Origin of the sequence: Marinobacter sp. DUT-3, from assembly GCF_050379435.1 — a bacterium.
Classification (GTDB): domain Bacteria; phylum Pseudomonadota; class Gammaproteobacteria; order Pseudomonadales; family Oleiphilaceae; genus Marinobacter.
Genome location: NZ_JBNRMG010000008.1, coordinates 232,282 through 244,864, shown reverse-complemented (window position 1 = coordinate 244,864; position 12,583 = coordinate 232,282). Strand labels below are relative to the sequence as shown.

Here is a 12,583-nt window from a genome sequence, read left to right as displayed (position 1 = left end):
TGCCACGGCTCGGCAAGCCCCGGGGCTGGCAATTTTCCTTCGCCGCCCCCGGAGCGCTCCTGCTATGCTCACACAGTAACTGACGGAGATTCGATGGACCCCACGTTCACCCTGATTGGCGCCCTGATGCTGGTCATCAGCATTGTACTGAGCCCGCTTTCCAGCCGGGTCGGTATGCCTGTACTGCTGATTTTCCTGATTGTCGGGATGATGATGGGAGAAGACGGCCCGGGTGGCATCGATTTCGACAATTTCGAGCTTGCCTTCGTGATCGCCAACCTGGCGCTCGGGGTGATCCTGCTGGACGGTGGTATGCGCACCCGGGCAGAGACTTTCCGGGTTGGTCTTCGGCCGGCACTGATGCTGGCCACATTCGGTGTGTTCCTGACCGCCGCAGGTTCCGGCCTGGTGGCGTGGTGGGTGTTCGATCTCCACTGGATGACCGCTCTGCTGATCGGCGCCATCATCTCGTCCACCGACGCGGCAGCGGTGTTTTCACTGCTTCAGGGCCGCGGTCTGCACCTCAATGAACGGGTCAGCGCCACGCTGGAGATCGAGTCCGGCAGCAACGATCCGATGGCCATTTTCCTGACCCTGATGCTGGTCACCATGATCGCGGAGAACAGTCAGGGCGCCAACTGGGGCGGTTTGCTGATGCTGGTCAAGCAGTTCGGGATCGGCGGCATTGCCGGTATTCTTGGCGGCCATGTAGTGGTTCAACTGGCCAACCGCATCCGCCTGACACCGTCGCTGTATCCGTTGCTGGTGGCTGCGGCCGGCATTGCCGTATTTTCCGGCACCAACGCCCTTGGCGGCAGCGGTTTCCTTGCCATCTACCTTACTGGGGTGGTGATCGGCAACCGCCCGGTACGCATGATGCCCATGATCCTGCAGGTCCATGACGGTCTCGCCTGGCTGTCGCAGATCAGCCTGTTCCTGATCCTCGGGTTGCTGGTGACCCCGTCCGACCTGTGGAGCCTGGCCGGCGCCGGCCTGATCCTGGCGCTGTCGCTTATTTTCCTGATTCGTCCGCTGACCGTGCTGATTACCCTCTGGCCGTTTGGTTTCAATCGCCGGGAGCTTGGCTTTATCAGCTGGGTCGGCCTGCGCGGGGCGGTGCCGATTGTACTGGCGCTGTTTCCGATTATTGCCGACCTGCCCGATGCCCAACTGCTGTTTCACGCTGCCTTCTTCATCGTTCTGGTGTCGCTGATCGTGCAGGGCACCACCATGGCGCCCCTGGCCCGCAAACTCGGCCTGGAAGTTCCGGCCGGCGACGACCCATACCGGCGTCTGCCCCTGGATGTACCCGCGACCGGTGACCATGAACTGATGCTGTTCCCGTTGAGGGGTGACAACTGGAAAACGCCGCGTCCCCTTGGCCAACTGCGCTTGCCATCCAACACCGCCATTGCCGGTGTGTTTCGCAAACGCATCTGTCACCAGCCCAGCCCCGAAATGGAAGTCTCCAGCGGTGATGTCATCGCCATGTTTGCCACGCCGTCCGACCTGTCCGAGCTGGGCAAGGCACTCAGTGGTCGACAGGCGCCGAAACATCTCGCCGAACGCGCATTCTTCGGTGACTTTGTCCTCAATGGCGACGCGTTGTTGGGGGATGTGGAACAGGTGTACGGTATCGAGTTTGACGAACTGCCTCCTGAGCTGTCTCTGGCAGAATGCTTCGCTCGCCGTACCAAGGGCCATCCGGTAGTCGGTGACAAGGTGATTCTCGGACCGGTCACCCTGGTAGCCCGGGCGACCGAAGCCGATCGCGTCACCAAGGTCGGCCTGAAGATGGACAGCTCACAAAACAGGCGGTCCGGTTAATAGATAACCAAAAAAGTTAACAAAACCCATTAACAATCTTGCGGTCGGCTATGCTATAAACTGTGCCAGACCAATATTAATCATTAGTAACTTATGGCCATGACTGTCCGGATGCCTCTATTTTTGTTCATGTTTGTCGCCAGCCTACTGGCGCCGCTATCGCCTGCCTCAGCAACCGAGTTGCTGGCCCGCGCGGAATCCCGGATACCCGAGGAAAAACCATCTCTCGACCATCCCCGGGGCATCGACAAGGTACTGGTGCGCAAAAGTGAACGCAGGTTATACCTGATGGATGACGAGGAAGTGGTCCGCAGTTATCGGATTTCCCTGGGCGAGAGTCCCGAGGGCCACAAGCTGTACGAGGGGGACGAACGCACTCCCGAAGGGGACTATCAGCTGGACTGGCGCAATGCCAACAGCGATTTCTACAAGTCGATTCATATCTCCTACCCCAATGAGCGGGACCAGGAACTCGCGCAGGCCTGGGGCCTGGATCCCGGCGGCAGCATCATGATCCACGGTCTGCCAAACGAAGCCGGAGATATGGCATTTGCCTACACCGGCCTGGACTGGACCAACGGCTGCATCGCGGTGACCAACGAGGAAATGGACGAAATCTGGAACCTGGTGGCTGACGGCACGCCCATCCGCATTCTGCCCTGAAACCTCCAAAGTGCCTGGTATGACGGCAACCAGCTTTCTTTTTTATTAAGTTGTTGTCATAAGGCCAAAACTTTTACGTATCCTTAGTTAACATTTTCCCGCAGAGTGTTTTACACTGTTTAACGACTCCGGTAGTCAAAGCCTATCGGGCCTGGTTTGACAGGACGTCATCTGACTGGCTTCTGGATCACAGGAAATAAAACGACCAATAAGGGGAAAAGATATGCGTAAACTGACGATCGCAGGGTTTGCATTGGCCACCGCACTGACTGCAGGTTGTGCCACCACTGACCAGGGAGCTATCGACGAAGCAAATGCTAACGCAAGCTCCGCTGAGCAGACTGCTGAAAATGCCCTGAACACTGCCAACAGCGCTTCCAGCGCTGCACGCTCTGCCCAGCAGACTGCAGACGAAGCACTGGCTGCTGCGAAAGCTGCCCAGCGTGCTGCTGACGAAGCAAACGAGCGTGCCAAGCGTATGCTCGAGCGTGCCAGCCAGAAGTAAGGCTGATGCGTCATGAAAAAGGCCGGACTCATCCGGCCTTTTTCATGTCTGACATCTGGTGATTATTCCCCGGAATCCGAATCCTTCGGTTTGTTGTTAAGCCCCTGCTTCTGTTTCTCCATGAAGGACTTCAGCATATCCATGGGCAGCGGGAACACGATAGTGGACGAATTGTTGTTGCTCATATCCGCCAGAGTCTGCAAATAACGAAGCTGCATGGCGCCTGAATTGGTGGACATCACTTCGGCCGCTTCCACCAGCTTCTTTGATGCCTGCAATTCGCCTTCGGCATGAATCACCTTGGCTCGCCGTTCACGCTCCGCTTCCGCCTGACGCGCAATAGCACGGATCATGTTCTCATTCAGATCCACATGCTTGATTTCCACGTTCGCCACCTTGATACCCCACTCCTCGGTCTGGGCATCAATGATCTCCTGAATATCAATATTGAGCTTGTCACGCTCTGACAGCATCTCGTCCAGATCATGCTTACCCAGCACCGAACGCAAGGTGGTTTGCGCCAGCTGGCTGGTTGCCGCCGCGTAATCCTCGACCCGGATGATCGAGCGCTCAGGATCCACCACGCGGAAATACAGGACGGCGTTTACCCGCACGGTGACGTTGTCCTTGGAAATAACATCCTGACTCGGTACGTCCAGGGTGATCACACGCAGGTCCACCCTCACAATTTGTTGGATACCGGGAATCACAATGATCAGACCCGGCCCCTTCACGCCCTGGAAGCGGCCGAGGAAAAAGACCACACCACGCTCGTACTCAGGCAGGATCTTGATCGCCGACCCAAGAATCAGAAGCAGCACCACCGTGGGTGCAAGATAGGGAATCAGATCACCAAACATCATAACGTCTCCTTCGTTGGGTTTGTCGTCGCGTCTCCCGGCTCCACAACCACCGTCAGCCCTTCTATTGCCGTCACATTCAGCTCATCACCGGTCTTGACCGGTGAGCTGCTGGTGGCGTTCCAGCGTTCACCACTCATACGCACATGCCCATGGTAGCTGCCATCCCTGGGTTCGAAATCATCCAGGGCCCGGGCCTGTTCATGGGAAATCTGTTCCGGACCGCTCACCGGATGCCGCTTGCGCAAACCGATGAACCGCGTCGCTGTCCACAGGATGAAGCCTGCGGCAACCGCTGCGGTTCCACCCACCATCGGCAGCGAAATATCCCGGTGACTGCCATCCATAAGAATCACCGAGCCGGTTATAAACGCGACAATCCCGCCTATACCCAATATGCCAAAGCTGGGCATAAAGGCCTCCCCGACGATGAACGCCAGACCCAGCAGGATCAACGCCAGGCCGGCGTAGTTCACCGACAGCACCTGGAAGGCAAACAGGGCCAGAATCAGACAAATGGCCCCGATAACACCCGGGAAAATAGCGCCCGGGTTGGAGAGTTCGAAAATGATGCCGTAGAACCCGATGATCATCAGGAAATACGCGACATTGGGATTAGTGAGTACTGACAGTAAACGTGTACGCCAGTCCGGTGCCGAGTGCACCAGTTCGAGGTTGGCCGTTGCCAGAGTGACCTCTCCGCCTGCCGTCCTTACAGTGCGGCCGTCTATCTGCCTCAGCAGGTCGGGCAGGGTACTGGCGACCACGTCCACCACGTTCTTTTCCAGGGCTTCTGTGGCGCCCAGGTTAACCGCTTCGCGGACGGCCTCTTCCGCCCAGTCGGCATTACGACCGTGACGTTCCGCCAGACCACGGATATAACTGACAGCGTCTTCCAGCACCTTGCGTTCCATCGCCGTTCCGCCACGGCGTTTACTGTCGCTTTCACTGGCTTCTTCTTCGGAACCACTATCCGTTTCGGCGTCCTTACCCTCCTCGGCCTGCTCGTCAGGTTCTTCCGCCGGTGGATCATCCATGCCCGGAACCCCACCCATCTGCACCGGGGTTGCGGAGCCCAGGTTGGTGGCCGGCGCCATGGCGGCAATGTGACTGCCATAAAGAATGTAGGTGCCGGCACTGGCCGCGCGAGCCCCCTCGGGGGAGACGTAGGTGGCAACCGGCACGGATGAGGCGAGAATGTCCTTGATGATTCCGCGCATGGACTCCATCAAGCCCCCCGGAGTGTCCATCCGGATGACGACCAGCCCGGCGCCCTCCGATTCCGCACGCTGTATGCCACGCACCACGTAATCCATGGTCGCCGGGCCAATGGCGCCCTCGACAGTCAGTACCAGCGCGGTATCAGAAGCCTTTTCCTGCGCATAGACAGAATAGGCCAGGGAACCCAGCGCCAGCACGGTTCCAAGCAGAAATACAAACAGGGACCAGGTGAATCCCCTGGAGGACAGTGATCTCATGGGACGGCTCGTCTTCATTAACTCCTCCCCGGATCAGAGCGATGGGTCAGAACATTCGGGCCAACACCGACACTGGCAGCCGCTTCATCAGGAAACCCAGAGGTGTCCATGGCCATCCAGGCACGAAACACTCGGGTTTCTCCGATTCGATCGCTTTGACCATGGCCTTGCAGCCGGTTTCAGCGTCCACGATGAAGGGCGTGTTTTTCACTTTCTCATTAATCTCAGTACGAATATAGCCCGGATACAAGGTTGTGACCCGAATTGGAGACTTTTGTTTCACCAGCTCCACCCGCAAGCCTTCCATCAGGGCCGCCAGACCGGCCTTGGTGGCCGCATAGGTAGTGACATTCTTTGGCATCCCGCGCACTGCCGTCACCGACGATACGGCAACCAGGTGGCCCCGGTTCTGCTCGCGGAATATCTCCATGGCGGCCTCGATCTGGGCCAGGGCCGACACGAAGTTGGTTTCGGCGGTTTGCTTGTTGGCTTGGAAGCGCCCGGTCCCCAGGGGTTGGCCCTTACCAATACCGGCGTTGACGATGATGCGGTCCAGAGTGCCAAACTCCGACTGGAAACCCCGGAATACCTCGAATACCTGTTCGTGATCGTTCACATCCAGTGCCTGGAGGCTGATACGAATAGCCGGGTACTGTCGCCGCAGCTCGTCCCGTAATGCTTCAAGCCGTTCCGTGCGACGGGCACACAGCGCCAGATTGTCTCCACGAGCGGCAAATTCCCTGGCCATGCCTTCGCCAAGGCCGGAGCTGGCGCCGGTTATCAGAATCGTACGCGTCATGGGGTGTCCTTGTTATTCTTGAATGGATAGAGGGACAGGGCTCAGAACCAGAGCTGTGGCTCCTTTTCGTTGTGGTCGACATCAGCCGGTTTTTCCGCGTTACTGTCGTCCGATGCCAGCTGGCGGACCCGGACCCGTTCTCCCACCATGGTGGGAAGGCCATCCGCCTGGTCGACGGCGAGCTCTATGGCACGACGCTGGATTTCAACCCCGGGTCGGCGCTGGAGGAAGCTGTCCAGCGCCTCCGTGACCTCCTGCCACAACCACTCCCGGTCCTGGTCGCTGTACTCTTCATGGGGACGATGCACTTCCAGCCAGACTTCCCCGCCAGACAGACCAATTTTTACCGGCTGCTTGATCACCCGTACCGGCGTGCCCTTGCTGACCTGGTAAACAAAGCGTGAAATGTCCTCGTTGTACATGCGGAAACAACCGTGACTGACCTGCATGCCGACCCCGAACTGCTTGTTGGTGCCGTGGATCAGATAGCCCTCCTCACTGAGCATGAGGGCATGACTGCCCAGCGGATTACCGGGGCCAGGGGGGATCATTCTTGGCAGGTAGTCACCAGAGGCCTCGTATTCAGCACGGATACTGGCTGGCGGATACCAGGCCGGCGATTCCAGCGGCATGGTCACTTCGGCATCCGTCAGCGGCGACGGGTTGTCATCGGTGCCCACGCCGACCGGGTATACCTGGACGCCCTTGTCAGTGAAGTAATACAGGCGATACTCCGCCAGATTGATGACGATGCCCTTGCGCTCAACATCCGGCAGGACGTACTGGCGGGGCAGGGTGATGCGCGTGCCATCGCCCGGCAACCATGGGTCAACGCCCGGGTTGGCTTTCACCAGTTCCAGGTAGCCCAGGCTCAGTTCGTTACCAATGGCCGCGAAGGTATCCTCATACTTTGTAGTAAACACGGACAGTGAACCGGCAAGATCCCCATCGATGGCAAAAGCCGGCACTCGCGGCTTGCGATCCGGCGCTTCAGAAGCTTCGATGACCCGGGTCTTGTCCTGTTCCGCGCCATAGGCAGCACTCCAGGACAGAACAAAGCCAACCGTCATCAATGCCAGAACTCGTTTACACCACATAGCTTTTCCACACCACAAAGAAAACCCGTTGAGCGGACACTCAGGCCGTAGCCAGGGCCGCCCAGACCGTTGCAATCGCCAGGACAACGAAAAGAACACTGGCACCAATACGGGCCGTTGCCAACGGCAAACGGTCCATTAACCACTTACCCGCCATAATAACCGGAATGTTCGCCAACAGCATCCCGACGGTTGTACCGATAATAACCCAGACGGTCTCTGTGTATCGTGCCGCCAGCACCACGGTTGCCACCTGGGTCTTGTCGCCGATCTCGGCGATAAAGAACATCACGGTCGTCACCATGAACGCGCCCATGCCCAGAAACTTCGAATCGTCGCTGTCGTCCTTGTCAGGAATCAGCAACCACAGTGCAATGGCGACAAAGCTCACTGCCAGGATCCAGGGCAGCCAGGTGTCCGGTATCCATTTGGCAACCCAGGCCCCCAGCAGAGCCGAAAGCGCATGATTCAGCACCGTGGCGACAAAAATACCAAGAATAATGGGCCAGCGCTGGGCGTAGCGAGCCACCAGAAACAGTGAAAGCAGCTGGGTCTTGTCGCCTATTTCAGCAATGGCAACGGCGAGGGTAGAAGAGAGAAAAGCGTCCATGAAATGCCCCAGGGCGGAATTTCAGACATGAGACAGCCACCTTCCGCCCTTTGGAGGTGTCTGCCTCAGGTCTTGCCAATCTCGCCACTATTCCACTGTCTGGTTAGGGCGGGACACGATAGCCATGGGGATTGGGCCCCAAGTATGTTGACTACCATCCGGCCCGCTGAACTCACCGCGGGCGGAGGCTACTCCCCTGAAGGAAGCTGAATACTACCCGATGCCAGATTCTGGTTCAATTACGCTCGCATCCGCCAGACCGGTATGGCCGCCACCGCCACGAACAGCGCCACCAGCCACCATGCCGAATGGAAGGCGCCGATGGTGGGAATGCCCCCGGCGTGGTCCCCGAACTCAATGGTCAGGGCAACGATGTTGACGCCATAGGCACCGCCAAGCTGCCGGGTAAAATTGATGGTGCTGGAGCCCGCCCCCAGCTCATGGGGTTCAAGCGGATTCAGGGCGCCGGTCGACAATGCGGGCAACATGAACCCCAGACCAACCCGGCCGAGGATGGTCCACAACGCCAGCCAGCCAAACGCGAGCTCCAGATCAGACAACGCGAACAACGCCGCAGATGCTGCAAACAGCACCATGCCGAAAACGACCAGGGCGCGGGAGCTGTGCTTGTCCGCCAGACGCCCCGCCAGGGGAAAGGTCATGCCCAGGGCGATGCCCGCAGGCAGCATCAACAACCCCGCCTCCGTGGCCGAAAAATTCAGGGCGGTTTGGACAAACAGGGGCACCAGATACGTGGAGCCAAACAACGCCAAACCAAGGGCGAGGGCACCAAGATTGGCGTAGAGAAATACCGGCTGGCGCAACAGGCGGAGATTCAGCAATGGGTGGCTGGTTCTGCGCTCCCGCCACACGAAAAGTAACAGGGTAGTCACCGCGACCAGGCCTTCCAACACCAGCCAGTAGCGACTGTCGGCAGCATTTTGCAGCCGATTCAGCGCGTCCAGAGACACCGCGATGGTGGACCCCAGCAATAACAGACCGGGCAGGTCAAAGCGATAGGGAGCTGGCCGCGACACCGGCAGCGGCAGAAAACGCCAGGCCATGAATACGCCCAGCAATGTGACCGGAGCAGGTGCAAACATCACATAGCGCCAGTCCAGCTGATCGACCAGAAAGCCGCCCAGAACCGGTCCCAGTGCGGGCGCCAGGATGACGCCCATGCCATAGATCCCCATCGCCTGGCCACGACGCTCCCGGGGAAAAATCCGGAACACCAGGTACATACCCATGGGTTGCATCAATCCGGCCATGGCACCCTGACCGATGCGGGCGGCGATCAATTGTTCCGGGGATGACGCAAACCCACCCGCCAGAGAAATCAGACTGAACAAGGCCATGGCCGTTGCCAGGGTCTTGCGGAGACCGAAATGGTCCAGCAGCCAACTGGAAGTCAGCATGGTGGTGGTCATGGCGGCAATAAAACCGGTCGCCAGCCAGTGAACCTGGCCCTGACGAATCCCGAACTCCAGCATAATATCGTGCAGCGCCACGTTGACCACCGTGGCGCTCAGTACCGTTGCCATGGTGCCCAGCATCACTGTGAAAACAGCCAGCCAGCGCCAGCGTTCACCGTATCGGGCCCTCAGCCCCTCCACCGTATTATCACTCAGAGCGAATGCTCCTCCAGGCCGGGTTCGTGCGTTTTATTTCTGCTTTTCGGCGTTTTCCAGAATCTTGTGAAAAACTTTGATGGCACAGTCGATTTCTTTGTCGGAAATCCCGTCCAGCATTTCCTCCCGCAGCTTGGAGGCACGCTCGGTGAGATCCTCCATAAAGGCACGACCGTTATCCGTCAGGTGCAGACGTCGGGCGCGGCGGTCATTGGGGCACGGGCGGCGCTCAATGAGGCCCTGCTGCTCCAGACTGTCCAGCAGACGGACAAGGGTGGGATTTTCAATGGCCATCAGGCTGGCCAGTTCTCGCTGGGTCAGGCCTTCGCCCCCTTCCCTGAGATAGACCATGGTGGTCCAGCGCGCCTGCGTCACACCCAGATCTTTCAGGCGCTCATCCAGCAGCTTGCGCCAGCGACGGGTAACCCGCGCAACGGCAAAGGGAAACTGATCTCTCATGGTCAGGACTCCGGTTAGGGGCTAAATAATCATGGAAAGTTAACAATAGTAAGCTAACCATTGAGATAAAAACAGATATGGACCAGGAAACAAAATCGGGGAAAACCGAAAGGCGGGCAAAAAAAGCCCGCCAGTACAGGTTCTTGCAAGCTCAGCCTGACTGGCGAAGCTGCTCCTCTTCCTGCATTTCCATGCTTTCCGGGGATTCGTGGAAGTCCTCGTTGCGGGGGTCGATTTCCGTCAGGACCGCAGAGGTTTCCGGCATAGCCGGTACGAAATGCTCCTGGTCCACCACCGCCACATCGTCGGTATGGGTAATACGGTAACTGGTCACCACCGCCAGCAATACCAGGAAGCCGGCATTCCCAAGGAACAATCCCCTCGGTCCCAACACACTGATCAGCTCCGCCATAACGATCGGCCCGATCACACTACCGATGCCATAGCTGAGCAACAGCGTCGCACTGGCGGCCACAATGCGATGACTGTCCATCCGGTCATTGGTGATCGCAACCGCAATCGGGTAAACCATGGCCGACAATCCGGTAAACAGGCCTACCAGTATCGTCAGTATCCATATTGTGCCCGCACCCAGCACAGCAACCAGACCCGCTGCTGTGGCCGCAGTCAACGCCACCCAGCACATCACCCGCCGCCGGTCAAAGCGGTCACACACACGACCAAGAGGCCACGCCAGCAGCATCGCCGCAATGATCGCGCTGGCCATGAAGGTGGATGTCCGGGCGACATCCAGCCCCACCATGGTGGCGTATACCGGACCGAGGGCGTAGAACGAGCCGATCAACACACCGCAGATCAGGGCTCCGGCAACACCACTGAAAGATTCCCGCCCAAGCTTGAAAAACGACATTCGCTCGGCCTGCTCAATGACCGGAGCCTCCATTGTCGTCAGGGACAGGGGAACCAGTGCCAACACGAGCAACATCGCCGCCAGCGAGAACGGCATGAAGTTCGCCGGATCACCGATGTTCACCACCAACTGGCCACCGGCGGCAGACAGGTAGAAAACAAACTGGTAAACCGCAAACAGTGCCCCCCGGTTGGCATTGGTGGCACGGCTGCTGAACCAGCTCTCGATCACCACCAGTACGCCCGCCATGCTGAACCCCGACAATACCCGCAGGACCGCCCAGAAAATCATGGAAATGGCCATGGGATACATCAGCGATGTCACGGCAGCCACCGCAGCGAATACCGCAAAGGCCCGAATATGGCCGACACGGGCAATGACCTTCTGGACATAGAGGGTGCCCAGGACAAACCCGATGGAATAACACACCAGCACCCAACCGATAATATTCGGTGCGACGGATTCAATGCTCAGGCGGATGCCCAGCAACGTCATCAGAAACGCGTTGCCGCTGACCAGCAGAATGATGCTGAGAATCAGGGCAGAAAGAGAAGTGACCATTCGGGTCATCTGACAGGCTCCGGACGTTGCAGGCTTGCGCTGGTGGATTGTGACAAAACATAGCAGCAAGGGCCGGTTTTTGCCGGGGGCGAATTAGAGCAGGCGCAGCCCGGCGTGACTACTACGCACTTCCCGAAGCCCGCCTCAAACCCCGAAACACCGACAACCAACTCGCTGGGGCCCCCGGCATGCCTGACTTTAACAATGTTTTACATTAAGGTGACGTAACAGAACTGCCAGCAAGGAGCGGGTACCATTATTCAGGAGTTATTCCGAGGCTCCCTAGCTATTCACTAAACCCGTGAGCGCCTGTTATGAAAAAAACGGACTGGCCCATCCGGTGGGATCTGCTGCTTCGCTACCGCCTGATTGAGATTATTGCCCTGTGGGAAGGACGGCTGACGACCAACCACATCTGCCACAGCTTTGGCATCGGACGGCAGCAGGCCTCCAAGGATATCAATACCTATCTGCGGGAACTGGCACCCGACAACCTGGTGTACGATCGGCACCTGAAGGGCTATGTGCCCGCGACCGACTTCCGCCCGGTGGTCACCCGTGGTCAGGCCAGTGAATATCTGGACCTGCTGGCCCGCCAGGAGCATCTCAGTGACACCTTTGAAACCCTGAACATCAGCCTTCCGGACAGCACCGTTGTGCACGGCCCCCACCGGGTGGTGCAACCGGACGTCATGCGTGCGGTGGTAACCGCCACCCGTCACGGGCGCCAGCTGAAAGCCGGTTACGCCTCACTCGCTCAACCGGCCATCACCCAGCGTCTCCTGGAGCCCCATACCCTGGTCTGCGTCGGCCACAACTGGCACCTCCGGGCCTGGTGTGAAACCACCGGGGCGTTCAGCGATTTCGCCCTGAGTCGTTTCCGGGGCGAGCCGGAAGCCTCTCGGGTGAAATCACGCCACACCGCCCACCAGGACGATGAATGGAATCGCGAGCTGACACTGGTACTCACCCCCGACAGCCGGCTGAGCAAGGAGCGCAGGGACATTATCGCCGCTGACTACGGTATGACCAACCATCGCCTGGAGCTGGACACCCGCGCGGCACTGGCTCCCTATGTGTTGTCCCGCCTCGGCGTGGCGGTGGACACCCCACATCCGGACCCACTGGTACAGCAACTGGAACTTGCCAACCCCGAGCAGGTAAGCCCGGGAAGCACCCACCAGCAAAAAGCCGTGAAAGCGGTGGCGGGGCTTTGCTAGAA

The 12,583-nt window shown here is 58.7% G+C and carries 12 protein-coding genes; 4 read left to right on the top strand and 8 right to left on the bottom strand.

Features of this window, described 5'->3' with window-relative positions; genetic code table 11:
• Window positions 1-93: 93 nt before the first annotated feature.
• The 3 genes from ACQUWM_RS13295 (at window position 94) to ACQUWM_RS13285 (ending at window position 2,995) form a co-directional block, all read left to right on the top strand.
• Window positions 94-1,827: a potassium/proton antiporter gene (locus ACQUWM_RS13295; RefSeq protein WP_428922473.1), complete on the top strand. Its 1,734-nt coding sequence runs from the start codon at window positions 94-96 to the stop codon at window positions 1,825-1,827.
• 111 nt (window positions 1,828-1,938) lie between these two features.
• Window positions 1,939-2,490 carry a L,D-transpeptidase family protein gene (locus ACQUWM_RS13290; protein WP_428922472.1) on the top strand — a complete coding sequence of 184 codons (552 nt, stop codon included), beginning with the start codon at window positions 1,939-1,941 and terminating at the stop codon, window positions 2,488-2,490.
• Window positions 2,491-2,713: 223 nt separating this feature from the next.
• Window positions 2,714-2,995, top strand: a complete 282-nt coding sequence (locus ACQUWM_RS13285) for an Lpp/OprI family alanine-zipper lipoprotein (protein WP_407001758.1) — start codon at window positions 2,714-2,716, stop codon at window positions 2,993-2,995.
• A 62-nt stretch (window positions 2,996-3,057) separates the two neighbouring features.
• On the opposite strand, the gene ACQUWM_RS13280 is transcribed toward ACQUWM_RS13285, so the two are convergent.
• The 8 genes from ACQUWM_RS13280 to ACQUWM_RS13245 form a co-directional block, all read right to left on the bottom strand.
• Window positions 3,058-3,858: a slipin family protein gene (locus ACQUWM_RS13280; RefSeq protein ID WP_407001757.1), complete on the bottom strand. Its 801-nt coding sequence runs from the start codon at window positions 3,856-3,858 to the stop codon at window positions 3,058-3,060.
• Window positions 3,855-5,333, bottom strand: a complete 1,479-nt coding sequence (locus ACQUWM_RS13275) for an NfeD family protein (protein WP_407001756.1) — start codon at window positions 5,331-5,333, stop codon at window positions 3,855-3,857. The genes ACQUWM_RS13280 and ACQUWM_RS13275 overlap by 4 nt, the downstream gene beginning before the upstream one ends.
• Window positions 5,334-5,379: 46 nt before the next feature.
• Complete coding sequence (locus ACQUWM_RS13270; RefSeq protein ID WP_407001755.1) at window positions 5,380-6,132, bottom strand: SDR family oxidoreductase; 753 nt, start codon at window positions 6,130-6,132, stop codon at window positions 5,380-5,382.
• Between the two features lie 41 nt (window positions 6,133-6,173).
• Complete coding sequence (locus ACQUWM_RS13265) at window positions 6,174-7,229, bottom strand: L,D-transpeptidase family protein (RefSeq protein WP_428922471.1); 1,056 nt, start codon at window positions 7,227-7,229, stop codon at window positions 6,174-6,176.
• Window positions 7,230-7,269: 40 nt separating this feature from the next.
• The gene (locus ACQUWM_RS13260; RefSeq protein WP_428922470.1) at window positions 7,270-7,839 is read right to left on the bottom strand and encodes a TMEM165/GDT1 family protein; all 570 of its coding nucleotides are present in this window, start codon (window positions 7,837-7,839) and stop codon (window positions 7,270-7,272) included.
• Between the two features lie 239 nt (window positions 7,840-8,078).
• Window positions 8,079-9,470 (bottom strand): DHA2 family efflux MFS transporter permease subunit, encoded by a 1,392-nt coding sequence (locus tag ACQUWM_RS13255; RefSeq protein ID WP_428922485.1) that lies wholly within the window; start codon window positions 9,468-9,470, stop codon window positions 8,079-8,081.
• Window positions 9,471-9,503: 33 nt separating this feature from the next.
• Window positions 9,504-9,929 (bottom strand): transcriptional regulator SlyA, encoded by a 426-nt coding sequence (gene slyA, locus ACQUWM_RS13250; RefSeq protein ID WP_406989721.1) that lies wholly within the window; start codon window positions 9,927-9,929, stop codon window positions 9,504-9,506.
• A gap of 151 nt (window positions 9,930-10,080) precedes the next feature.
• Window positions 10,081-11,370 carry an MFS transporter gene (locus ACQUWM_RS13245; protein WP_428922469.1) on the bottom strand — a complete coding sequence of 430 codons (1,290 nt, stop codon included), beginning with the start codon at window positions 11,368-11,370 and terminating at the stop codon, window positions 10,081-10,083.
• Between the two features lie 305 nt (window positions 11,371-11,675).
• Between ACQUWM_RS13245 and ACQUWM_RS13240 the strand changes: the two genes are divergently transcribed.
• Window positions 11,676-12,581, top strand: a complete 906-nt coding sequence (locus ACQUWM_RS13240) for a helix-turn-helix transcriptional regulator (protein WP_428922468.1) — start codon at window positions 11,676-11,678, stop codon at window positions 12,579-12,581.
• Window positions 12,582-12,583: the final 2 nt, after the last annotated feature.